The 23,936-nt window shown below is 59.3% G+C and carries 24 protein-coding genes; 6 read left to right on the top strand and 18 right to left on the bottom strand.

Translation table 11 applies throughout. The annotated features are described in order from the left end of the window. The first annotated feature begins 43 nt into the window (after positions 1-43). Both HU727_RS21545 and HU727_RS21540 read left to right on the top strand, forming a co-directional pair. Positions 44-766, top strand: a complete 723-nt coding sequence (locus tag HU727_RS21545; protein ID WP_186534044.1) for a 1-acylglycerol-3-phosphate O-acyltransferase — start codon at positions 44-46, stop codon at positions 764-766. A 134-nt stretch (positions 767-900) separates the two neighbouring features. Beyond that, a complete protein-coding gene (locus tag HU727_RS21540) occupies positions 901-1,872 on the top strand; it encodes a magnesium and cobalt transport protein CorA (RefSeq protein ID WP_186534045.1) in 972 nt (323 codons plus the stop codon). A gap of 103 nt (positions 1,873-1,975) precedes the next feature. On the opposite strand, the gene HU727_RS21535 is transcribed toward HU727_RS21540, so the two are convergent. The 3 genes from HU727_RS21535 to HU727_RS21525 all read right to left on the bottom strand — a co-directional run bounded on the left by HU727_RS21535 (position 1,976) and on the right by HU727_RS21525 (position 6,171). Next, the gene (locus HU727_RS21535; protein WP_186534046.1) at positions 1,976-2,704 is read right to left on the bottom strand and encodes an amidotransferase; all 729 of its coding nucleotides are present in this window, start codon (positions 2,702-2,704) and stop codon (positions 1,976-1,978) included. Between the two features lie 92 nt (positions 2,705-2,796). Beyond that, positions 2,797-4,941: a 3-hydroxyacyl-CoA dehydrogenase NAD-binding domain-containing protein gene (locus HU727_RS21530; RefSeq protein ID WP_186534047.1), complete on the bottom strand. Its 2,145-nt coding sequence runs from the start codon at positions 4,939-4,941 to the stop codon at positions 2,797-2,799. A gap of 24 nt (positions 4,942-4,965) precedes the next feature. After that, positions 4,966-6,171: an acetyl-CoA C-acetyltransferase gene (locus tag HU727_RS21525; protein WP_186534048.1), complete on the bottom strand. Its 1,206-nt coding sequence runs from the start codon at positions 6,169-6,171 to the stop codon at positions 4,966-4,968. Positions 6,172-6,743: 572 nt separating this feature from the next. Between HU727_RS21525 and HU727_RS21520 the strand changes: the two genes are divergently transcribed. Next, positions 6,744-7,565, top strand: a complete 822-nt coding sequence (locus HU727_RS21520) for a c-type cytochrome (RefSeq protein ID WP_186534079.1) — start codon at positions 6,744-6,746, stop codon at positions 7,563-7,565. Between the two features lie 119 nt (positions 7,566-7,684). On the opposite strand, the gene HU727_RS21515 is transcribed toward HU727_RS21520, so the two are convergent. The 10 genes from HU727_RS21515 to HU727_RS21470 form a co-directional block, all read right to left on the bottom strand. After that, entirely contained in the window at positions 7,685-8,488 is an 804-nt protein-coding gene (locus HU727_RS21515) for a transglutaminase family protein (RefSeq protein ID WP_186534049.1), read from the bottom strand. Next, entirely contained in the window at positions 8,485-9,435 is a 951-nt protein-coding gene (locus HU727_RS21510) for an alpha-E domain-containing protein (RefSeq protein ID WP_186534050.1), read from the bottom strand. The genes HU727_RS21515 and HU727_RS21510 overlap by 4 nt, the downstream gene beginning before the upstream one ends. A gap of 12 nt (positions 9,436-9,447) precedes the next feature. Further along, positions 9,448-10,857 carry a circularly permuted type 2 ATP-grasp protein gene (locus tag HU727_RS21505; RefSeq protein WP_186534051.1) on the bottom strand — a complete coding sequence of 470 codons (1,410 nt, stop codon included), beginning with the start codon at positions 10,855-10,857 and terminating at the stop codon, positions 9,448-9,450. A 488-nt stretch (positions 10,858-11,345) separates the two neighbouring features. Continuing rightward, positions 11,346-11,693, bottom strand: a complete 348-nt coding sequence (locus tag HU727_RS21500; protein ID WP_186534052.1) for a ribonuclease E inhibitor RraB — start codon at positions 11,691-11,693, stop codon at positions 11,346-11,348. A 210-nt stretch (positions 11,694-11,903) separates the two neighbouring features. Continuing rightward, on the bottom strand, positions 11,904-12,137 hold the full coding sequence (locus HU727_RS21495; protein WP_039763846.1) for a hypothetical protein: 234 nt from the start codon (positions 12,135-12,137) through the stop codon (positions 11,904-11,906). A 223-nt stretch (positions 12,138-12,360) separates the two neighbouring features. Beyond that, positions 12,361-13,236 (bottom strand): polyamine aminopropyltransferase, encoded by an 876-nt coding sequence (gene speE, locus HU727_RS21490; RefSeq protein ID WP_186534053.1) that lies wholly within the window; start codon positions 13,234-13,236, stop codon positions 12,361-12,363. A 242-nt stretch (positions 13,237-13,478) separates the two neighbouring features. Further along, the gene (locus HU727_RS21485) at positions 13,479-13,670 is read right to left on the bottom strand and encodes a PLDc N-terminal domain-containing protein (protein ID WP_186534054.1); all 192 of its coding nucleotides are present in this window, start codon (positions 13,668-13,670) and stop codon (positions 13,479-13,481) included. 72 nt (positions 13,671-13,742) lie between these two features. Beyond that, positions 13,743-14,273, bottom strand: a complete 531-nt coding sequence (locus HU727_RS21480; protein WP_186534055.1) for a hypothetical protein — start codon at positions 14,271-14,273, stop codon at positions 13,743-13,745. A gap of 191 nt (positions 14,274-14,464) precedes the next feature. Further along, positions 14,465-14,983, bottom strand: a complete 519-nt coding sequence (locus HU727_RS21475) for an ankyrin repeat domain-containing protein (protein WP_186534056.1) — start codon at positions 14,981-14,983, stop codon at positions 14,465-14,467. A 95-nt stretch (positions 14,984-15,078) separates the two neighbouring features. After that, positions 15,079-16,917 (bottom strand): long-chain-acyl-CoA synthetase, encoded by a 1,839-nt coding sequence (locus HU727_RS21470; RefSeq protein WP_186534057.1) that lies wholly within the window; start codon positions 16,915-16,917, stop codon positions 15,079-15,081. Positions 16,918-17,305: 388 nt separating this feature from the next. Between HU727_RS21470 and HU727_RS21465 the strand changes: the two genes are divergently transcribed. After that, on the top strand, positions 17,306-17,584 hold the full coding sequence (locus tag HU727_RS21465) for a DUF3509 domain-containing protein (protein ID WP_016773780.1): 279 nt from the start codon (positions 17,306-17,308) through the stop codon (positions 17,582-17,584). Between the two features lie 85 nt (positions 17,585-17,669). On the opposite strand, the gene mtnC is transcribed toward HU727_RS21465, so the two are convergent. The 5 genes from mtnC to aroC form a co-directional block, all read right to left on the bottom strand. After that, positions 17,670-18,353 (bottom strand): acireductone synthase, encoded by a 684-nt coding sequence (mtnC, locus tag HU727_RS21460; RefSeq protein ID WP_186534058.1) that lies wholly within the window; start codon positions 18,351-18,353, stop codon positions 17,670-17,672. Between the two features lie 4 nt (positions 18,354-18,357). Beyond that, positions 18,358-18,903, bottom strand: coding sequence for a 1,2-dihydroxy-3-keto-5-methylthiopentene dioxygenase (locus HU727_RS21455; RefSeq protein WP_186534080.1), 546 nt, complete (start codon positions 18,901-18,903; stop codon positions 18,358-18,360). 92 nt (positions 18,904-18,995) lie between these two features. After that, positions 18,996-19,622, bottom strand: a complete 627-nt coding sequence (locus HU727_RS21450) for a methylthioribulose 1-phosphate dehydratase (protein WP_186534059.1) — start codon at positions 19,620-19,622, stop codon at positions 18,996-18,998. Next, a complete protein-coding gene (locus HU727_RS21445; protein ID WP_186534060.1) occupies positions 19,619-20,764 on the bottom strand; it encodes an MFS transporter in 1,146 nt (381 codons plus the stop codon). Before HU727_RS21445 ends, HU727_RS21450 begins: the two co-directional genes overlap by 4 nt. A 34-nt stretch (positions 20,765-20,798) precedes the next feature. Further along, entirely contained in the window at positions 20,799-21,890 is a 1,092-nt protein-coding gene (gene aroC, locus HU727_RS21440; RefSeq protein ID WP_186534061.1) for a chorismate synthase, read from the bottom strand. 130 nt (positions 21,891-22,020) lie between these two features. Here aroC and HU727_RS21435 point away from each other — a divergent pair, with 130 nt between their 5' ends. Together HU727_RS21435 and HU727_RS21430 are read left to right on the top strand one after the other, a co-directional pair. Continuing rightward, positions 22,021-22,974, top strand: a complete 954-nt coding sequence (locus HU727_RS21435) for an alpha/beta hydrolase (RefSeq protein ID WP_186534062.1) — start codon at positions 22,021-22,023, stop codon at positions 22,972-22,974. A 99-nt stretch (positions 22,975-23,073) separates the two neighbouring features. After that, entirely contained in the window at positions 23,074-23,865 is a 792-nt protein-coding gene (locus HU727_RS21430; RefSeq protein WP_186534063.1) for a hypothetical protein, read from the top strand. Positions 23,866-23,936: the final 71 nt, after the last annotated feature.

Genomic DNA, 23,936 nt, shown 5'->3' with positions numbered 1-23,936 from the left:
CATCCGTACACTGCGCCACCTTTTGTCCCGGTGGGGCCTGAAAATGCTGTTCGTGTTTCGTATGTTATTGATGGGTCTGCATTTTGTTCTCGCTGGCGTGCTGGGCGTGATAGTCGGACTGTGCCGCCCTTTCAACCCGGACAACAGTCGGCTGTGCGCCCGCCTCTACGCATTGCCTGCGATGTATATCCTGCGTTTAAGGGTAAAAGCCGAAGTCAGTGGTCTGATCAACAAACCCGACAGTTGCGTGATCATCGCCAACCACCAATCCAACTATGATCTTTTCGTGTTCGGCAACGTGGTTCCGCGCCGCACGGTCTGTATCGGCAAGAAAAGCCTGAAGTGGGTTCCGCTGTTCGGGCAGCTGTTCTGGCTGGCCGGCAATGTGTTGATCGACCGGGGCAATGCGCACAAGGCGCGCCAGTCAATGCTCACCACCACCCACACCTTGCAGAACGAAGACACCTCGATCTGGGTGTTCCCCGAGGGGACTCGCAACCTCGGCGAGGACTTGCTGCCCTTCAAGAAAGGTGCGTTTCAGATGGCGATAGCCGCCGGTGTGCCTATCGTACCGGTGTGCGTCAGCAGTTACGTCAAACACATGCGCCTGAATCGGTGGCAGAGCGGGGACGTCCTCATACGCTCGCTGCCGTCTATTCCTACGACAGGATTGACCATGGATGACATGCCCATGCTGATCGAGCGATGCCGCGAGCAGATGCGCGAGTGCATCGCGTCCATGGACCGGCAACTGCAAGCCGCATGAAAAAACAAACCCGCCTCGTGCGGGTTTTCTTTTGCCGGGTGAACTGTACAAGTTTCACTGACTCTCAAGCAGCGACACGGCTAAGCTCAAGCCTTGTAATCCTGCCATTTGCCAAGAAGAAGTGAATCACCACCATGGGTCGAGTTGTTGCTGCTGCGGTGTACAGCGCCGGTAAGAAAGTCACCAATATTACGCTCGATGAAGGCGCCGCCTGGGCCGAGAAACCCGGCCACTTTGTCTGGATCGGTCTTGAAGAACCGGACGCCCAGGAACTGTTCAATCTGCAACGCCAGTTCAACCTGCACGAACTGGCCATCGAAGACGCGCTGGAAAAACACAGCCGGCCGAAACTGGAAACCTTTGGTGACGCTCTGTTTATCGTCACTTACTCGCCAGTGCGCGAAAACGGCGTTTTGCAGTTCATCGAGACGCATATTTTCGCCGGCAAGGGTTACATCATCACCGCGCGTAACGGCCACTCCGCCTCCTACGCCCAGGTCCGACAACGTTGTGAGGCGCGCCCGCTGTTGTTGGAGCACGGGGAAGATTTCGTACTGTATGCGCTGCTTGATTTTGTCATCGAGAATTATCAGCCCGTGGGCGAAGCGATCCACGCCGAAATTGATGAGCTGGAGCGCAACGTGCTGTGCAGCGCACTGAATGAGCGCGACATTCAAAAGTTGCATGGCTTGCGCCGCGACGTCGTGCGCCTGCGCCGGTATGCCGCGCCGATGGTGGAAATCGGTGAGGAACTGCAGAAGCTGAGCTTCCCGTTCATCGACAAGAACATGCGCCCGTACTTTCGCGATGTGCAGATTCATGTAAACCGGCAGATGGAGGACCTGAGCACACTGGCGGACATTGCCAGCCAGACCATCGAAATAGGGGTGTTGCTCGAGGCATCACGGCAAAGCGTGGTGCAGCGCAAGTTTGCGGCGTGGGCAGCGATTCTGGCCTTCCCGACGGCGGTGGCGGGTATCTACGGGATGAACTTCCAGAACATGCCTGAGCTGAGTTGGCATTACGGCTATTTTGGTGTGCTGGGGTTTATTACGGTGGGTTGTGTGAGTTTGTGGGCGAGTTTCAAGCGGTCGGGGTGGTTGTAGCAGGGGACTGCGTTGTATGGGCGATTCGCGAGCAGGCTCGCTCCCACAGGGGATCTTTGTTGTGAAACAGATCACAGTGGGAGCCCGCCTGCCGGGAACGCGTTTAGCTTTGAACAGCTTCCGGCTTGTGCGCCACAAACCGCATCATCCATTCCGCAACCGTGGCGCCATGGTGCTCTTGCTCCAGACTGGCCAGCCCTTTGCTGTAAATCTGCGACCCCAACGCTTCCTGGCGCAAGTCCAGCAGCGCTCGCGAGTAATCATGAATGAATTCCGGGTGCCCCTGGAAACACAGCACTTGGTCATTGATGTGGTACGCCGCGAACGGGCAGAAATCGCTGGAGGCGATCACCGTGGCGTTTTCCGGTAACGCGGTCACTTGATCCTGATGGCTGATCAGCAGCGTCAGTTCTTCACGCACCGGGCTCATCCAAGGCGCCTTGGCTGCCAGCTTGTAGCTGTGGGTACCGACGCCCCAGCCCTGGGCTGCCCGCTCGCTCTTGCCGCCAAGCAGCAGCGCCAGCAACTGATGACCGAAACACACGCCGAGCAGTTTATCGCCCCGCTCGTAGCGGCCCAGCAGGTAAGTCTTGAGGGTCTGGATCCATGGATCCGTGCCGAACGAATCGGCCTTGCTGCCGGTCACCAGATAGGCATCGAACGTCAGGTCGTCGCTCGGGTAGTCGCCCTGCAGCACGTTATAAACAGTGAATTCAGCGGCGATCGGTTGTTGCGAAAACAGGCGCTGAAACATCTGCCCATAGCCTTGGTACTGGTCGATCAGCTCAGGGCGCAGGATGTCGGTTTCAAGAATGCAGATGCGGAGCGACATAAAAAATACCTGACACATGAAGGGAATAATGAACACCCCAGAGCCTGCCTTGAAACACCCGGCCAAGGCAAGCCCCGGAGCGTGCGATTGCCCTAGAACATTTCACCTTTTGCCGCTTTATCCAGCAGCAGCGCTGGCGGCGCAAAACGCTCACCGTACTGCTCGGCCAGATACTGCGCACGCGCGACGAAATCCTTAACGCCGTACTGGTTGATGAACTGCAACGCACCGCCGGTCCACGCGGCGAAACCGATGCCGAAGATCGAACCGACGTTGGCGTCCGCCGTCGAGGTCAACACGCCCTCCTCCACACAGCGCACGGTTTCGATCGCCTGTACGAACAGCAGACGATCACGCACATCCTTCGCAGGAATCTGTCCGCCAGCCTTTTCGAAGCGTATTTTCAGTTCGGGCCACAGATGTTTCTGGGCACCGGCCGGGTATTCATAGAACCCGCCGCCTGCCGCTTTACCGGGACGCTTGTACTCGTTGAGCATCACGTCAATCAGGGCGAACGCCGGATGCTCGGTCAGCGGTTTCCCTTCTGCCTGTAAGTCCTTGGCCGTCTGCTGACGGATATGGCTCATCAGGCTGAGGGAAACTTCGTCAGAGATTGCCAGAGGCCCGACCGGCATCCCGGCCTTGCGCGCTTCGGTCTCGATCATTGGCGCACTGACGCCTTCGCCAAGCATGGCAATGCCTTCGTTGGTGAACGTGCCGAAAACCCGCGAGGTAAAGAAGCCCCGGCTATCGTTGACCACAATCGGCGTCTTCTTGATCTGCAGGACGAAATCAAAACCGCGCGCCAGGGTTTCGTCGCTGGTCTGCGCGCCCTTGATGATTTCCACCAAAGGCATCTTTTCCACCGGGCTGAAGAAGTGCAGGCCGATGAATTTGCTTTGATCCGGCACGGCCGTCGCCAGGCCCGTGATCGGCAGCGTCGATGTGTTGGAGGCAATGACTGCTTCGGCACCCACAATTTGCTGAGCTGCGGACGAGACGTTGGCTTTGAGCTCGCGATCTTCGAACACCGCTTCGATGATCAGATCGCAACCAGCCAGATCGGCATCGCTTTCGGTCGCAAAGATCCGCGCCAGCACCGCTTCACGTTGTTCAACCGTCATCTGGCCCCGGGCGACTTTCTTGTCCAGCAGCGCGGCCGAATGCGCTTTGCCCTTCTCGGCAGCGGCGAGGTTGATGTCCTTGAGAACGACTTCGATACCGGCCGAAGCACTGGCAAACGCAATGCCCGCGCCCATCATTCCAGCACCCAGCACGCCGACTTTTTGTGTCTTGTAAGGCGCAACACCCTGAGGGCGCGAACTACCGGCGTTGATTTCATTGAGTTGAAACCAGAAAGTACCGATCAGGTTTTTCGAGATCTGCCCCGTGGTAAGTTCTGTGAAGTAACGGGTTTCGATCAAGTGTGCGGTATCGAAATCGACCTGAGCACCTTCCACCGCCGCGCACAGAATCTTCTCCGGCGCCGGCAATGTGCCTTGGGTTTTCGCGCGCAGAATCGAGGGCGCAATCGCCAGCATCTGCGCCACTTTCGGGTTGGACGGCGTGCCGCCAGGAATCTGATAACCCTTCACATCCCAACGCTGCACCGCCGTCGGATTGGCCATGATCCAGGCGCGAGCCTTGGTCAGCAGTTCATCACGATCTGCCGCCAGCTCATCAATCAGCCCGGCCTGCAGCGCCTGTTGCGGGCGCACCTTTTTGCCCTCAAGCAAATAGGGCAATGCTTTTTCGATCCCGAGCATGCGCACCATGCGCACCACCCCGCCGCCGCCCGGCAGCAGGCCCAGCGTCACTTCCGGCAGACCGAGTTGCACCGAGGCATCATCCAGAGCAATGCGATGGTGGCAGGCCAGACAGATTTCCCAACCGCCGCCCAGCGCAGCGCCGTTGATCGCCGCGACCACCGGCTTGCCGAATGTTTCCAGGGTGCGCAGTTGCCCTTTGAGGGTCAGCACCATGTCGTAGAAGGCTTTTGCTTCGGGCTTGCCGACCTTGATCAATTCGTTGAGGTCGCCGCCGGCAAAGAAGGTTTTCTTCCCTGACGTGATGATCACTCCGGCGATGCTGTCTTTTTCTGCCACCAGACGAGCAACGCAGGCGGCCATGGCCTCGCGGTACGCGGCGTTCATGGTGTTGGCGCTCTGGCCGGGCATATCCATGGTCAGCACGACGATGCCGTCCTGGCTTTTTTCGTAACGAATGGCTTCGCTCATAACAAGGATCCTTGAATTCGGGGCTCAGAGGCGTTCGATGATGGTGGCGATGCCCATGCCGCCGCCGACACACAGCGTCGCCAGACCGAAACGCAGGCGGCGGGCCTCCAGTTCATCGAGCAGCGTGCCAAGGATCGCGCAACCGGTGGCGCCCAGCGGGTGGCCCATGGCGATGGAGCCGCCGTTGACATTGACCTTGTCCGGATCGACCGCCATGTCCTTGATGAACTTCAGCACCACCGAGGCAAACGCCTCGTTGACCTCGAACAGATCGATGTCTTCCACGCGCAGCCCGGCCTTGGCCAACGCCTTGCGCGTCGCAGGCGCAGGGCCGGTGAGCATGATGGTCGGATCGGTACTGGTGACGGCGGTGGCGACGATGCGGGCCCGTGGCTGTAGACCCAGCGCCCGTCCCTTGGCTTCGGAGCCGATCAACATCAGTGCCGCACCGTCGACGATCCCGGAGCTGTTGCCCGGCGTGTGCACGTGATGGATCCGCTCGACATGGCTGTAGACACGCAACGCTGTCGCGTCGAATCCCATCTGGCCGATCATCTCGAAGCTTGGCTTGAGCTTGCCCAGACCTTCCAGCGTCGAATCGGCGCGAATGAACTCATCGTGATCGAGCAGGATGATGCCGTTCTGATCCTGCACCGGCACCAGCGACTTGTTGAACGAACCGTCGGCCCGGGCCCGCGCCGCTTTCTGCTGCGAGCGCAGCGCGAAGGCATCGACGTCGTGGCGACTGAAACCTTCAAGGGTGGCGATCAGGTCGGCGCCGACACCTTGCGGAGTGAAATGGCTGTGGAGATTGGTCTGAGGATCCAGCGCCCAGGCGCCGCCATCGCTGCCCATCGGCACACGCGACATGGATTCCACGCCACCGACCACCACGAGGTCTTCAAATCCGGAGCGCACTTTCATCGCGCCGAGGTTCACCGCCTCCAGCCCGGAAGCGCAGAAGCGGTTGATCTGTACACCCGCAACACTGACGTCCCAATCGGCCACTTGCACCGCCGTCTTGGCGATGTCCGAGCCTTGGTCGCCAATGGGCGTGACGCAGCCAAGCACGACGTCATCGACTTGAGTGGTATCCAGCGAGGTGCGCTGTCGCAATGCGGTCAACAATCCCGCCACCAGATTGACCGGTTTCACGCTGTGCAGGGCGCCGTCCGCCTTGCCTTTGCCACGGGGGGTGCGTAACGCGTCGAAAATCAAAGCTTGGGTCATGACGTCCTCGAACCTGATTTATTGTGGCTCCACTCTTGCGCCACGCGCGCCCGGAATCAATGACCACTTTGATCAAAGCGGTTGACGCACACGCTCAGACGGACGGTCATCAGACATCGGGTGAACCGGTTCAGGTCGCCGAGTTGTCTAGCCAGCGGGCGGCAAACAAGGTGGCAATGCGCCTCATGTCTTTTTTAGAGTTTTATCCGAAGTGTCCATATGAAATGGATCTAAGGCAGGGGTGACGCCGGCCCTAAGGTGAACATGTACGTCATCGTCGTCGGGTTTTGCCGAGACAGGCGTCGCTTAACAGGAAGTGCAACGCATGCCGTCATGGATATGCAGGCAAGCATCGGGAAATAACAAAAAAGGCGGTCAAGCCATGTTCAAACAACCGAAAGTACGTCAAGCAGGACTCATCCTTTTCGCCACGACGCTGTTGTTGATCTTGCCGAATCTGACCAAGGTCATCGGCTGACTCAAGCGCCGCGTGCGGTATATCGCCACTGAAATGTGACTGGCCCGCTACCCGGGCCAGCGCGGTTGTGCCAACCTTTGCGCACTTCCACGACATGGACGGCGAACTTTTGAAAACGCTCATCGCGCTCGGTGCCTTGCTGCTGAGCTTGCCCTTGTCTGCCGCACAACTGGATCTGCAGTTGGACGCAAGCAGCCGCACCTGGCAGACCGAGGAACTGCTCAAGCATCCTCAAGTGCAAACCGTCACGATCAAGGATGACGTTTCCTACAAAAAAGACATGACCTATCAGGTCGTTCCTGTGGCGGCATTGCTGACGGGGCTTAAACCTGAGGATCATCTGCAGGCAGTGGCGCTGGACGGCTTTGCCGCAGAGATGGCCGCTGCGCCATTGCTGAACAAGCACGGCGCACGCGCGTGGCTGGCAATCGAAGACCCGGCTCAGCCGTGGCCCCCCTTGTCCGCAGGCAAACCCGGCGCCGGGCCGTTCTATCTGGTCTGGACCGATCCGGAGGCCGGCAATATCAGCCCCGAGCAATGGCCGTTCCAGGTCGCCAGCATCAAGTTGATGGCCCCGGTGGCTCAACGCTTCCCTGCCTTGCTGCCTGACCCTGCCTTGAAGGACGATGACCCTGTGAAAAAGGGGTTCGCGCTGTTTCAGAAAAACTGTCTGGCCTGCCACCGCTTGAACGGTGCCGGGGACGCGCAGTTCGGGCCGGATCTGAATATCCCGTACAACCCGACCGAATATTTCGGCGCGGATTTTCTCAAGCGCTACATTCGCGATCCGCAGAGTCTGCGCCAGTGGCCGCAGGCGAAGATGCCGGGGTTTTCGGCGCAGGTGTTGCCGGATGAAGATTTAGAAATGCTGATGGGATATCTCAAGCATATGGCTGGACGCAAAGTCAGGCCTTGATCACCCGTTCAACACAAACCCTGTAGGAGCTGTCGAGTGAAACGAGGCTGCGATCTTTTGATCTTTAAAAACAAAGATCGCAGCGTGCCGCAGCTCCCTAAAGGGGATTGGTGTGAAGCCTACTGTTGTTGCACGGAGATAACCGGCGTCGGCGAGACAAACACCTTGGCATGCATTTGCTCGCATCCACCGCCACGGCGCATCCCGCGCACCGGGCAGGCATCCAGGTAGTCAAGGCCCACCGCCAGCTTCAAATGTCGCTCCGGCCGGGCCAGTTGATTGGTCACGTCAAAGCTGTACCACGCGTCATCGAGCCACGCTTCCGCCCAGGCGTGGCTGGCAAGGTGCTCGCAATCCTCACTGTACAGATAGCCCGACACATAACGCGACGGCACGCCGAGGCTGCGTGCGCAGGCGAGGAACGCGTGAGCATGATCCTGACAAACACCCGCACGGCCAGCAAAAGCTTCAGCGGCACTGGTGTCGACTTCGGTGGAGCCCGGCGTGTAAGTCATGTGTTGATTCAAACCGTGCATCAAGTCGATCAGCGCCGTGCGATCACGCCGTTGTTTGCACGACTTAGCGGCAAACTCGCGCAAGGCTTCGTCCGCTTCGGTCAAACGGGTAAAGCGCAGGAACGGCAGCGCTGACTGGCTTTCGTGTTCGGCCTCGCGCAATTCGTCGATATCGACCTGACCGCGTGCGCCGATGATGATTGCTTCGTGAGGCTCGTCCATGGTCAGCACATGCAGGATGTTGCCGAACGGATCGAGTTGAGCGCGCACCGGGCGCGGCAGGTCGAGTTGCCAGCTCAGCACATGCTGACGTTCGCTGTCGTGAGGCGTCAGGCGCAGGTACTGGATGCTCGCACGCACCTGGTCTTCGTAGTGATAGGTGGTCTCGTGGCTTATGGAAAGTCTCATGCAGCCTCCAGGTACGAACTGTGAATGGCGTTGCCCAACTGGCGGACCAGCGGGATGAATTCGGTCAGCCAGGCGTGCAGACCTTCCTCAAGGATTTCGTTAATGCCGGTGTAGCGCACGCGTGCGTCCATTTCCGCTGCCAGGCGTTGTGCCGGACGGCCGTTGGCGCCTGGCAGTTGCGCAAGAATCTGATCGATCTCTTCGGTGCAGGCACGTAGCGAACGCGGGACGTCGGCGCGCAAAAGCAGCAGCTCGGCGACATGCCGGGCGCCGGGCGCATCGCGGTAGATTTCGGTGTAGGCCTCGAAGGACGACAAGGCGCGCAGCAGCGCACTCCACTGATAGTAGGCGTGAGCGGTGCCATCACTGACCGCTTCGGCCTGATCCCCGGCCATTTCATAACGGGCATCCAGCAGTCGCAGGGTGTTGTCCGCCCGCTCGATAAACGTGCCCAGACGAATGAAGCGAAACGCATCGTTGCGCATGATCGTGCCGTAGGACGCGCCACGAAACAGGTGCGAGCGTTCCTTGATCCACTCGCAGAAGCGACTCATGCCATATCGACTGAGGCCCTGTTCGGCGATGCCGCGAATTTCCAGCCAGGTCGCGTTGATGTTTTCCCACATGTCAGCGGTGATTCGTCCGCGCACCGCATGAGCACTGGCCCGCGCCGCGCCGAGGCAGCTGTAGATGCTGGCCGGGTTGGCCGCATCGAGTGCAAAGAAGTGCAACAGGCGCTCTGCGTGCAGCTCGCCGTGGCGCTCAAGGTAATCGTCCAGGGTGCCGGTGATCAGCAACGGCATGGCGAGTTCGTGCAGGCCGTCGCCGCGACCGTCCTGCGGCATCAGCGACAGCGAGTAACTGACGTCGAGCATTCGCGCGAGGTTCTCCGCGCGCTCCAGGTAACGCGACATCCAGTACAGATCCGAGGCAGTTCTACTTAACATGGCAAGCTTCCTTCAATCCTCGACCACCCAGGTGTCCTTGGTTCCGCCACCCTGGGAGGAATTCACCACCAGGGAGCCTTCGCGCAATGCGACACGGGTCAAACCACCGGGCACAACCCGGGTTTCGCGACCGGACAAGACGAACGGGCGCAAATCGATATGGCGCGGCGCGATGCCGTTTTCGACGAAAGTCGGACAGGTCGACAGCGACAGCGTCGGCTGCGCGATATACGCATGAGGCTTGGCCTTGATGCGCTCACGAAAGGCATCGATTTGCGCCGTCGTCGCGGCCGGCCCCACCAGCATCCCGTAACCACCGGAGCCTTGGGTTTCCTTGACGACTAAATCCTGAAGATTGGCCAGCACATGGGAAAGTTCAGACGGATTGCGGCACTGCCAGGTCGGCACGTTCTTGAGAATCGGCTCCTCGTCGAGGTAGAAACGGATCATGTCGGTGACAAACGGGTATACCGACTTGTCGTCCGCCACTCCGGTACCGATGGCGTTGGCCAGCACCACGTTGCCGGAACGATAGGACGACAGCAGACCCGGCACACCCAGCATTGAATCCGGGTTGAACGCCAGCGGGTCGAGGAATGCGTCATCGAGACGACGGTAAATCACGTCCACTGCTTTCGGGCCATCGGTGGTGCGCATGAACACCTTGTCGTCGCGCACGAACAGATCCGCGCCTTCGACCAGTTCAACGCCCATTTCCCGCGCCAGGAATGCATGTTCAAAAAAGGCGCTGTTGAAACGCCCCGGCGTCAATACGACCACGCTGGGGTTGTCGATCGGGCTTGAGCTTTTCAGGGTGTCGAGCAACAGGTTCGGATAGTGATCGATAGGTGCAATGCGCTGGGCGGCGAACAGTTCGGGGAACAGACGCATCATCATCTTGCGGTCTTCGAGCATGTAGCTCACGCCGCTCGGGGTGCGCAAATTGTCTTCCAGCACGTAGTAAGTGCCGTCGCCGTCGCGGACCAGATCGACGCCTGAGATGTGCGAGTAAATGTCGCGGTGCAGGTCCAGGCCTTGCATCGCCAACTGGTATTGCTCGTTGGCCAGGACCTGTTCGGCGGGAATGATCCCGGCCTTTATGATGCGCTGCTCGTGGTAAAGGTCGGCGAGGAACATGTTCAGCGCCTTGACCCGCTGGATGCAGCCGCGCTCGACAATCCGCCATTCACTGGCGGGAATGCTGCGCGGAATGGTGTCGAACGGAATCAGGCGCTCGGTGCCCTGCTCGTCGCCGTAGAGCGTGAAGGTGATTCCGGCACGATGGAACAGCAGATCGGCTTCGCGACGACGCTGCGCAAGCAGTTCGTCAGGCGTCTCGGCCAGCCAGCGGGCGAATTCCCGGTAATGCGGGCGAACCACGCCGCCGGCATCGTACATCTCATCAAAAAAGGTGCGGATCATGCCGTACTCCTTGTCACTCCGGACCAACAGGCCTTCGCAAGGCCCGTGCCATCGGCATAAACGCTTTGATTTCAACCGGTTGTATATCCACGCCGCAGGCAGCGCACCATTCCTGTGCGGCAAATGCCCCGACCCGATTGCCCCCGCTTCATTGCGACGCATTGCTGCGCCTATCACCAGCATAGTCAGAGTTGATTTCACTGCCCGGCCCTGGCTGGGGATAATCCTCGCATTCGCTGCAAAAACTTCTTCGGCACTGCGCCGCGAAGTCGCCAGCTCAACTGACCTGGACTGCACCGGCAGCCCCGCCCCGCTTCAACATTGAGCGGTTTTAGCTTCTTGTCGGACTTCCCTTTTAGCCACCCTCTCCGGTGGCTTTTTTTTGCCCGGGATTCTTGTTTCAGGGTTTTGCCACAGCCATTGACGTTGCCAGAAACGGCAACGGCCGACCCGAAGGTCAGCCGTTGCTGAACAGTTGCTGCAGAGGATCAATTCAACCGATAGCGATTGCGCACCTCCTGCTTCACACCCCAACCCTCGATAATGCCGCCCAGCGGCTCGACCACCGCCGAAAAGCCCTGCTCGAAATCACCGATGTCGTCATAGGTTGCGTACATCACCTTGCTCAATTCCAGAGACCAGGCGCCATCCTCGCGCGCACTGACCTGGGCATTGATGGATTCACCGCGAAACTTGCCTGCCGCCCTGCGCGCCCGCTCCTCGTCCGGGAAAATCGCATAGAACTCGATGGGATGGAAACGGGAAAAATCGAAGCCGCCTTCTTTCATGCGGCGCAGAACATTGCTGCTGATGTCTTCTTGATAGGCTGTGCTCATGAATCGTCCCCCTCGCATAGATGGATAGACTTTCCGTATTCCCGCCCCGGGCCCTTGGCCAAAGTACTACGGCAACGTGGTTGCGCGCGGGAAGCAAGCATGTAGCTGACAAGACCAGACCTTAGCGATCCATTCGCTGATCTCGATTGCAGAGTAGCCCCAAGAGAGCGCTGCTGCCAAGGCCTGGTTATACAAGATGAAAGGAAGTATTCAGATGGGCGTGATGCTGCGGATTTCGATGCCGTTCTGGGTCTTGAGATTTTTCACCCCGGCATCGGCGGTGCGCCCTTCCAGATCGTTCAGATCCAGTTGGGCGGCGACCGGAAGAAGCCGCTCCTTGATAAGCCGTGCGGCCTCATCGTCGGATGGGCATTCCTCACGTTCGAAGACTTCATCAACGATTTCACCATGATCATCCACGAAAGTGACTTTCCACTTTTGCATCGGTGCCTCCTCGATCAACCCGTTAATGGGCTTACCTCTATCTCGACTTTTTTCCGAGAGTGTTGGTTCAAAAGGATTACAGCTCGTGGTCAGGAAAAACAGATGACTCGATGTGGGAGCGAGCCTGCTCGCGAATGTGCAGTGCCAATCGATATTGATTTGACTGACACTGCGCCTTCGCGAGCAGGCTCGCTCCCACGGGAGGGATTATTTCGGGGGTGTATTAATCGTTGCTTGGCTTGTTGACCGCCTGCAGCACATATTGTGGCAAGGCGAACGCGCCGATGTGGATTTCCGGGTTGTAGTAACGGGTGACGATGCCGCTGCCGATGAAGCGCTGTTGCAGGGTTTCACGGCTGAGCTTGCGGTAGGCCGGGTTGGTCGAGCCCCACGCGAAGGTCATCGAGCCACCGATGTAGGTCGGCACGGCAGCCTGATAGAAGTGCCAGTCCGGGAACAGGCTGCGCAGGCGGCCGGCGGTGGTTTTGACTTCGTCGATCTGCATGAACGGGGTGCCGTTCTGGGTCACGAGGATGCCGCCTTCGTTCAGGCAACGATGGCAAGCCTGGTAGAAGTTTTCCGAGAACAGCACCTCGCCCGGACCGATCGGGTCGGTGGAATCGGAGATGATCACGTCGAATTTTTCAGTGGTGGTGGCGACGAAACGCATGCCGTCATCGATCACCAGGTTCAGGCGTGGATCTTCGTAAGCGCCAGCAGAATGGTTTGGCAAAAACTCTTTGCACATATCGACCACGGTGCCATCGATCTCGACCATGGTGATGTGCTCGACACCGGCGTGCTTGGTCACTTCGCGCAGCATGCCGCCGTCACCGCCACCGATGATTAACACACGCTTGGCAGTGCCGTGGGCGAGGATCGGCACATGGGTGAGCATTTCGTGGTAGATGAATTCATCGGCTTCGGTGGTCTGGATGACGCCGTCCAGCGCCATGACCCGGCCCATGCGCGGGTTCTGGAAGATCACCAGATGCTGGTGTTCGGTGCGCACTTCGTGCAGCAGTTTTTCCATGCGAAAACGCTGGCCGTAGCCTTCGTAGAGGGTTTCCAGGTACTCGCTGGTCTTGGTGACGGTCATGGTCAAGTGCTCCGATAAATGCGCGGGCGCCATCGTGGGGACGATTGCCCGGGAAAGGCGCGCATTCTACGTTGCCGAAGATGACAGGTCGAACGTCAGCTTATTTTTTACCAACCGCAAACTACTGTGGGAGCGAGCCTGCTCGCGAAAGCGGGTGATCAGTCGCCGGCGATGGCGACTGACACAACGTGTTCGCGAGCAGGCTCACTCCCACAGGGATCGCGGTGTGCTCGAAAACAAGGTCAGATTCGGACGCTGCCTCGCGGCCCGGCAATCGCCCAGATGATCAGGCCCAGCACTGGCAGAAGGATGATCAGCAGCACCCAGACGATTTTCATCCCGGTGGAGGCGCCGCTTTTGAGCACGTTGATGATCGCCCAGATGTCGAGGGCAAGGATGATCAGGCCAATCAAACCGTTGAACGTGGAACCCATGGTGTCGCTCCAGAATAGTGGCATGCACTTTTTAGGATAGACGGTCGCGCGCAGGGTTCCCTTTTATTGCGTTCAGACGTGAACGGCGATCTTCAAGGCTTCCAGCGCAGGAGCCGCGACAATGCCAACCTCGGCGCACAACTCCAGCACCCGTGGCACGTCATTGCCATAGACGAGCACCATTTGCAGTTCATCGTCGAGCAACTGGCTGAAGTTCATCAGCGTATAGCCACCGTTTTCCTTGCTCAGGCTGCTCATTTGCACCTGGATGCGGTTGAGTGCGGTCAGCGCTTCAGTCCTGGCCAGTTGCTTGGGCTTGAGATTGAAGTCCACACCCGGACCAAACGAGGCGACGATTTGTGCGAACAGATCGACGTAGGTGTCGGCCTGGAACAGCACGGTTTCCGGCAGGCTGCCGACCACAACCCACTCACCCAACGGAATCGGGAAAGTGTCGTCGTAGTTGATGTCCGGGTTGGCCGCCAGAAAGGCATCGGCATCGGCGTAGGCCTGCGCCGCTTCGTCGGCCACTTTCAGGATCTCGTCCTCGCCCATGCAGCCGGAGCTGATTTTGCTGATGAGTTCGACGAGTGCGGCTTTCATGAGGGCAAATCCTGTGGCGAAGGTAGATTTTGAGGGCGCGAAGGATAGCGCATTCTTCAGCACGCCCGACACCCGTGGCGAGGGAGCTTGCTCCCGCTGGGCTGCGTACCGGCCCCAAAAAAATCCGAGGGGCCACTCTTTTCGCCAGCGCTTCGCACTGGAGCGGGAGCAAGCTCCCTCGCCACAGGCGTTCAGGCCAGGAGTTTCTCCAGTTGCGCGGTGGTATCAACTGCACCCATGGTGCGGGCCGCATCCAGCGCCGTCACGCCATTGGCGTCCTTCGCTTTCGGGTCGGCACCCTGGCCGATCAGGTAATCGACGATTTCAACGCGGTTGAACATCGCGGCCATCATCAGCGCCGTGCGGCCGTCGAAGGACGAGCCTTCAATCTCGGCGCCCGCCTCGACCAGCGCCTTGACCACTGCAAGATCGCCTTTGAACGCGGCACCGGCAATCGGGCTCTGGCCATTGCCATTGCGCATTTCCGGATCGGCCTTGTGTTTAAGCAGCACGTTCACAGCATCAACATGGCCGTAGTAGCTGGCGAGCATCAGCAACGTATCGCCCTTGCTGTTTTTCAGGTTCACCGGCAGGCCGGCAGTCACCAGGCGATCCAGCATCTGGGCATCACCGTCGCGCGCCTTGTTGAAAACCTGCTCGGTGAATTCGGCAGCTTCCTCAGGGGTCATCTGGCGGCTTTGGTCGGACATGGGGGACTCCATTTCGGTCAATCGGAAAGCCGACAGTTTCCCGAGGGCGACGATGGCTGTCACTCGCTTTTTTCCGAGAGCCCCGATAGCCAGGCTCAATAACGCAGTTTGCCCTGCTGAATTGACGTGAGGATATCGTCATCGATCCGCACGTAAGTATCGCTCCCCGGCAGCCAGGCGAAGATCGGATCGTCGCCCGTCTGGCCGGGGTCGAAGCCTTCTGTTTTCAGGCGCGTCTTTTGGTATTTGAAGGTACCGGTGGTTTCCATTTTCACCTTGACCCGCAGAAACAACGGCACGGCGTACGCCGGCATGCGTTGCCGGGCAAAGCTCAGCAGTTCGGCAAAATCCAGCGTTGCCAGTGATTCGGCCGGGGTGATTGCGGCCATCCCGGCGCGCCCGTTGTTATCGGGAATTTCCACGCCATAAGCCACGGCCTCAGCGATCAACGGGTGTTGCAGCAGCAGATTTTCGACCTCGGTCGTCGACACGTTTTCGCCCTTCCAGCGATAGGTATCACCGAGGCGATCAACAAACTGCGCATGACCGAAACCGATGTTGCGCAGCAGATCGCCTGTGTTGAAAAAGCGATCACCCTTGTTGAAAACGTCGCGTAGAACGACCCGGGCGGTTTTCTGCGGATCGGTGTAACCGTCCAGTGGCGCCTTGTCGTCGATCCGCGCCAGCAGCAGGCCCTGCTCGCCCTTGCCGACCTTGCGCATAAAGCCGTCGTCGCCACGCAGCGGCTCGCCGCTGTCGTGATCGTAGGCGACCAGCTCCCAGGCCATCAGGGAAAAACCGACGGTGTTGTCGAAATTGAGGACGTTGGTAAAACCGATGTTGCCGTCACTTGCCGCATACAGCTCGCAGATATGCCGGACGCCGAAGCGCGTCTTGAATTCGGCCCACGCACCGGGTCGCAAGCCGTTGCCGATCATCTTGCGCACGTCGTGACGGCTGTCATCTGCGCTGACGGGTTGCTCGACCAGATAGCGACACAACTCACCGACATAACCGATGGTAGTGGCGCGATAACGGCGTACATCGCTCCAGAACTGACTGGCGCTGAACTTGCGGCGGATCGCAAAGCCCGACGCGCCGTTGATCGCCGACCCCCAACACACGCACAGCCCGGTGGCGTGGTACAGCGGCAAAGTGCAATAGACGACGTCTTCGGGTCGCATGTCGAGGGCAATCATGCCGAAGCTCGCCGAGCTGCGCATCCAGCGCCCGTGCTTGAACACCCCGGCCTTGGGCAGGCCCGTGGTGCCGGAGGTGTAGATGTAGAAACACGGGTCATCGAAGAAGATTTGCGCGCTGCTCGCCGGATTATGGCTGCATGCGTCGGCACTGGCGCTGATCAGGTTGACGTAACCCTCTGGCGCGATGCCCGGGTGGCTGTGGGTGTCCTGATCGGCCACGCACCAGGTGCGCTGCGGCGCCATCGGTACCTGATCGCGCACGGCGGCATAGGCGGTGATCAGCTCTTCGCCGACCACAATGGCCACGGGCGCGACCAGATTGATACTGTGGATCAGCGTGTCACGCATCAGCGAGGTATTGAGCAGGGCACTGACCGCACCGACCTTGGCCAGCGCCAGAATCGTCACCAGCAACTCCGGGCGGTTCTCGATGAACACCGCGACCACGTCGCCCTTGCCAATGCCCTGCTCGCTCAAATAATGCGCGATGCGATTGGCCCACTGGTTGACCTGCTCGTAGGTCAACGCAACGTCGCCCTGCAATAAGGCCACGCCGTCAGGATTGCGCAGGGTCGCTTGCTCGAACGTCCAGCCCAGGCCACAACTTTGGGTCGGATCCGTGACATTGGCCACCTTCATGCCTTTGACCACCCGTGGGATGGCTTTGGCGATCGTCGGCAGTTTGCGGAGCATCATGCCCCAGGTAATCGTGTCATTTGGTGCATGACGCATGGAAGCTCCCCGTTCGAGCCTGGCGTGCAGGTCGCTGTTCTTGTTATCGGGTATTGGCTTGCTGACCGACGCCTTTACGAGGAGGGTCGAGAGGGAAAGTACGTCAGCCCTTCCGTGGCTGTACACGCGGTTTTTGCAATGATTTGTATCCCGTCGTGATGGCGAGGGCGCGGGTGATTCTGGTACGGACGTTTGGTTCCCTACGCCAGACAATAATCACGCAAAATGCAGGATGCACGATGGCCATTCATGCAGATTGCACGACCCGCGCAAAATTCAATGTCTGCAACCAATTGATTTATAAGGATTTTTAAACGATCAAATACTGGCACAATCGCTGCAACTACCTCCGCATGCTTGCCTTTCAAGTACATACGGAGCTGATGACATGAGCCTTATTCAAGAAAAATTTACATCGCTGTTCTCCAACTACGAAGTCAGCACTGCCCCGCGTCCTGACGGTGGCATCCTGCTGACATTGCGTAGCAGCGACGGCAAAGTCTTCAAACGCGCACTCTCGTATCAGCAATTGCATGCCGGTGACCAACTGTCCTGGGCGATCAGCGCGATCCGCCGCGACCTGGCCGAACAGGCCAGCGAATTGCCGCAAATCGCAATGCTGCAGAGCCAGCAGCGTTTTGCTCTGCCGACCTATCATTCGCTGTAATCGCTCTTAAACAAAAACAGGCCGTGGAGCATGCGCTTCACGGCCTGTTTTTTTTGTATGCGGAACCTAGGTTTTGTTCTGCTTTTTAGAATGCTTCCGGTTCGATCCCCGTAAAGCTATCGACCGTTACGTGCCCTTCCAGCTCCCCGCCTTCGCGAGCCAGGCCGCAGGTTTTCAGGCCAGCTGACTGGGCGGCGTCGAGTTCTTCGACAATGTCCGAAAGAAACAGGATGTCTTCTGCTTCCACGCGCATCGCCTGCTGGATATTGCGATAGGACTGCGCCTCACGCTTTGGCCCCGACGTAGTATCGAAATAGCCGCTGAACAATGGCGTCAGGTCTCCCGCCTCCGAGCAACCGAAAATCAGTTTCTGCGCCTGAATCGAACCGGACGAATAGACGAATAGCTGGTAACCAGCCTGGTGCCAGCGTTTGAGCGCGTCAACGGCGTCCGGATACACATGTCCTTTCAACTGACCGGCCTGATAGCCCTGCTCCCAGACCATGCCTTGCAAGGCTTTGAGCGGCGTGGCCTTACGGTCTTCGGCGATCCAGCTCAAGAGGATTTCAACAACCCTTTCAACATCAGCCTGCGGTTCGTTGCTGTCACGCCGGACGGCGTCGAGTTGTTCGGCGACATCGGCGCGGGTTGCGTTCTGACGCACAAAATCCGGCAGGTGTTTGGCGGCGTACGGAAACAACACGTCGAAAACGAAGCTCACCGCGCTGGTGGTGCCTTCGATGTCGGTGAGGATGGCTTTGATCGACACGGTTTCAGTCCTCCAGACGCGGGAAGCGGCCGGCGATGTCTTCGCCGGTAAAATTGGCAACCCAGCCTTCCGGGTTGTTGAACAGGCGGATCGCCACGAAATGCGGATGCTCGCCCATGTCGAACCAGTGTTTGGTGCCCGCCGGAACCGAGATCAGATCGTTCTTTTCGCAAAGCACGGCGTAGACGTAGTCGTCGATGTGCAAGGTAAACAGCCCACGGCCGGCAACGAAAAATCGCACTTCGTCCTCACCATGGCGGTGCTCCTCGAGAAACTTGGCCCGCAGTTCGGCTTTTTGCGGGTGATCGCTGTTGAGGCTGATCACATCGACCGTAATGTAACCGCGCTCGGTCATCAGCTTGTCGATCTGCTCTTTATAGGCGCTGATGACCTCTTCCTGACTGGCGCCGGGTTGAATCTTCGCGGCGGCTTGCCAACGATCGAAGCGCACGCCCTGCTCGGCCAGCGTCGAGGCGATGTCGTCGAAATGGGTCAGCACCTTGTTGGGAATTTCAGGGTTGGAAACGTGATAAACGGACAGGCTGCTCATGGGCAATTCCTCGGTATCAGCGGCGCCGTCCGGCTCTTCAAGACCGGTCGGGCGCAGCATGTCATCAGGCAAACGGGCTGTTTCAGGTGAACTCAGCCCTGGCGGTTCATGACGCTGCGGGTTTTCAACTCGCATTCAAACAGGAATTCGAAGGCCTCGATCTGGCGCAACGCATCGCTCATCTGCGCGCCCCAGGTGTAGAGACCATGGCCGCGTATCAGATAGCCGACGCAGTCGGGGTGGGCATCGAGCCAGGGCTGCACCTTGGCGGCGAGCCGCGCAATGTCCTGATCGTTGTCGAAAATCGGTACGCGCACGCGGGATTCGTGGGTCGAAATGCCGCTGAAGGCTTTCTGGAGTTCGTAATCTTCGAACTCGATGAACTCTTCCGGGGTCAGGCGCGACAGCACCGTGGCGTTCACCGAATGAGTGTGCAGCACCGCGCCGATCTCCGCGCGCCAGCTGTAAAGCTGGGTGTGCAGCAAGGTTTCGGCGGACGGTTTTTTGCCCGGTTCCAAGCTATTGCCCGACAAGTCGGTGGCGAGTACGTCGTCCAGATCCAACTGGCCTTTATGCTTGCCCGACACGGTCAGCAACGCTTCGCTTGGCGACAGGCGTGTCGAATAGTTGCTGCTGGTGGCCGGCGACCAGCCACGGCCATAAAGAAAGCGCCCGGCCTCGACGATCTGTTGGGCGAGTTGTTCACGGGTAAGGCTCATGGCCTGTCCTCTTGCATACGTGTGGCAATGATAACGGCAGCGGCAAGCGCTGCGAGACTGGCAATACTAAAGGTCAATGCCGCGCCGAGGGCATTCCAGCTGTAACCGGAATACAGCGCGCCGAGCGCCCCGCCGGTGCCGGCCAGTGCCGCATACAGCGCCTGGCCCTGGCCTTGCTGGCGTGCGCCGAAACTACGTTGCACGAAAGCGATGGCAGCGGCATGAAAGCTGCCGAAGGTCGCTGCGTGCAGAACCTGGGCGAACAGCAACACCCAAACAAATTCAGCAAACGAACCGAGCAGCACCCAGCGCAACGCTGCCAGCAGGAAACTCGCCATCAGCACCCGACGCAGGGAAAACCGCGCCAGAATCCAGCTCATGGCCATGAACATCAGCACCTCGGCGACTACGCCCACGGCCCAGAGCACGCCAATGACACCGCGGCTGTAACCGAGCCGTTCAAGGTGCAAGGTCAGAAAGGTGTAATACGGCCCGTGGCTCATCTGCATCAGCGCCACGCAACCATAAAACGCCAGCACGCCGGGGCTGCGCAGTTGTTTGAGAAATCCGTCGCCCGCCGGCCGATTGCCTTGCGCCGGTTGCGCGTTCGGCACCCACAGACTGCTGAGGACGATACCGGCCATGATCAGCACCAGCGCTGCCGGGTAGATGTCCAGGCTCAGCCATTCGAACAATCGCCCCAGCACAACCACGGTGATGATGAAACCGATCGAGCCCCACAGGCGAATCTGGCTGTAACGTGAGGTTTGACTTTGCAAATGCGCGAGGGTGATGACTTCAAATTGCGGCAGCACCGCGTGCCAGAAGAATGCATGCAGGGCCATGACCATCGCCAGCCAGGCGTACGTTTGGCTGACGAAGATCAGGGAAAAGGTCAGCAGCGTGCAGACTGCGCCAAACCGCACGATAGCCAGGCGTCGGCCGGTGTAATCGCCGAGCCAACCCCAGATGTTTGGCGCCACGCAGCGCATCAGCATGGGGATCGCCACCAGCTCGCCAATGCGCGCCGCGCTGAAGCCCAAATGATCGAAGTACAGCGCCAGAAATGGCGCCGTCGAGCCGAGCAAGGCGAAATAGAACAGGTAGAAACTGGACAGTCGCCAGTAAGGAAGCGCCGCCACGCCGGTCACGCCGCGACGGCTTTGAGGCCCGCCATCAGAGCTGGCCCAGCACCGGCGTGCTTACGCGCACATCGGCGTTCTGGCCACGATGGCGCAGCAGGTGATCCATCAGCACGATGGCCATCATCGCTTCGGCAATCGGCGTGGCGCGGATGCCGACGCAAGGGTCGTGACGACCTTTGGTGATGACATCGACCGGGTTGCCATGGACATCGATCGAGCGGCCCGGGGTGGTAATGCTCGAGGTCGGCTTCAAGGCCAGATGCGCAACGATCGGCTGACCGGACGAGATCCCGCCAAGAATGCCGCCGGCGTTGTTGCTGAGAAAACCTTGCGGGGTCAGCTCATCACGGTGTTCGGTACCGCGCTGGGCGACACAGGCGAAACCGGCGCCGATTTCCACGCCCTTGACCGCGTTGATGCTCATCAGCGCGTGGGCCAGTTCGGCGTCGAGTCGGTCGAAAATCGGCTCACCCAGACCCGGCATCACGCCCTCGGCGACAACGGTGATTTTCGCGCCCACGGAGTCCTGATCACGACGCAACTGGTCCATGTAAGCTTCCAGTTCCGGCACTTTGTCGGGATCGGGGCTGAAGAACGCGTTTTCCTCCACCGAGTCCCAGGTCTTGAACGGAATTTCTATCGGGCCGAGCTGGCTCATGTAGCCGCGAATGACAATGCCCTGGCTCGCCAGGTATTTCTTGGCAATCGCCCCCGCCGCCACGCGCATCGCGGTTTCCCGGGCCGAACTGCGCCCGCCGCCACGGTAATCGCGCTCGCCGTATTTATGGTGATAGGTGTAGTCGGCGTGGGCCGGGCGGAACAGATCCTTGATGGCCGAGTAGTCCTTGGACTTCTGATCGGTGTTGCGGATCAGCAGGCCAATCGAGCAACCGGTGGTGCGGCCCTCAAACACGCCGGAAAGGATTTCGACTTCGTCGGCCTCCTGACGCTGGGTGGTGTGGCGGCTGGTGCCGGGCTTGCGGCGATCGAGGTCGCGCTGCAGGTCTTCCAGAGAAATCTCCAGGCCCGGCGGGCAGCCGTCAACAATCGCGACCAACGCCGGACCATGGCTTTCGCCCGCGGTGGTGACAGTGAACAACTTGCCGTAGGTATTGCCGGACATGCAGGACGCTCCGTGAAATCAAACCCGAATTCTTGATGCGCGCCAGTATACGCAGGCTAACCGAGTAGTTCATCCTCGAACCTTAGTGGTGCTGGTGAGTCCAACCGGCACCTTGGCAAATGATGGCGTGATGATGCTGCGAGTTTTGATATTGACTCTTACCCTGTTTACGGGCTTTGCCCAAGCAACTGTCCTACAGCGCCCGGTCACATTGGATACCGGCACAGGGGAGCTTTTCGGTTCGCTGTTGCTGCCCAAATCCGACAACCCGGTGCCGGTTGTCCTGATCATTTCTGGCTCCGGTCCTACGGATCGCGACGGAAACAACCCTGACGGCGGACGCAATGACAGCCTCAAGCGGCTGGCGTGGGTGCTGGCCAAACACAATATCGCCAGCGTGCGCTACGACAAGCGCGGGGTTGCGGCGAGCCTGGCGGCGACGCCGGACGAGCGTAACTTGTCGGTGGAAGCCTACGCGGCGGACGCCGTGGCCTGGGGGCAAAAGCTCAAGGCAGACCCGCGTTTCGGCAAATTGGTCCTCCTTGGGCACAGTGAAGGTGCATTGATTGCCAGCCTCGCCGCGCCGAAGCTGGACGCGGCGGCGGTGATCTCCCTGTCCGGCAGCGCGCGACCGGTCGATCAGGTGATCCGCGAGCAACTGGCGCGCAGCCTGCCGCCACCCTTGATGTTGCGCAGCAACGAACTGCTCGACAGCCTCAAGGCCGGGCGCACCGATGACAACGTGCCGCAACCGCTGCAAGTGATTTTCCGCCCGAGCGTCCAGCCGTATCTGATTTCACTGTTCCGTCAGGATCCGGCAAAGGCCTTTGCGCAATTGAACATGCCTGCGCTGATCGTCCAGGGCAGTAACGATATTCAGGTCGGCACCGAAGACGCGAGGCTGCTCAAGGCTGCAAAACCCGACGCTGAACTGACGGTGATCGAGGGCATGAACCATGTTCTGCGCATCGTGCACAACGACATGAAGCGGCAATTGGCCTCCTACCGCGACCCGAATTTGCCACTGGCCGCTGAATTGGGCTCGGCGATCATCGGATTTATTGACGGACTTCGCTCCAGTTAACTGCTTTTTGCCCTCCAGTCCCGCAAAAAACGGCCGATAAGCCTTTGTCGTCAGCGTATCGGCTGGCGACAAGCAGGGCTTGGACAGGATCTCGCCGTTATGACTGAAACCCAGACTTCACCCGACACCACCGCTGAAAAGGACGCACCGCCAGCGGTCGAACTGCCGTGGGCGGATGTCCATGCCGAGCACCACAAGATGCTCCGTCTGGCGCCGCTGCAGACCGATCGCAACACCGGTGGCCGGCCGTTGCGCTTTGTCGAGTTCGGTTACGCCGAGCGCAACAGCAAAGAGCGCAGCCTGATGCGCATGGCAATCAAACTGCCAAACCAGCGCGTGCGCAAAGAGCAGAATATTCTGGACGTGTGGGTCGACCACGCCAGCAAACGCGTGAGTTTCGGTCCGGACAGCGGCTTGCAGATCGAACCGCTGAATCGCGGCATTGGCCGTTTCCTGGCCGCCCAAGGCGTCAACTGGGCGAAAAAGCGCTGGCCCGGCTACACGTTTGACGGGATGGACTTGAACAACAAGGACGCGCTCAACGAAGACACCCGTCTGCGCCGCGATCACTTTCTGCGTGCCCACGGTTTTGAGGTCGCCTACGCCGATGCGCAGCATCTCAAAGGTAGCGTCAAGGCTGTGCAGGTCGGTGACTTGCTGGGCGACTGGAACAGCGAAAAGCTGCAGATCGTCGAGATTCTTGAAGCCGCGCAGATGCTGCAGCAGGCCGAACAGAATCTGGCCGAGCAGGAAGTGAAGCTGAAGAAGCAGGAGGAGAAAGTCAGCAAGTTCAAGCGCGAAGACGCCGGGCTGCGTTTCACGATTACTTGCCTGGTGGCGTTTGCGGTGTTTCAAGCGGGGTTGCTGATCTGGATTGCGACACACCGTTGATGGTTTAAGACCGCAGTGCAGCTATTCGCGAGCAGGCTCGCTCCCACAGGGAAATGCATTCCAGAGTGGGA

Source organism: Pseudomonas khorasanensis, from assembly GCF_014268505.2.
In the GTDB taxonomy this organism is placed as follows: Bacteria; Pseudomonadota; Gammaproteobacteria; order Pseudomonadales; family Pseudomonadaceae; genus Aquipseudomonas; species Aquipseudomonas khorasanensis.
The sequence above is the reverse complement of the archived record's forward strand: the minus strand, read 5'-3'. Positions and strand labels throughout refer to the sequence as shown.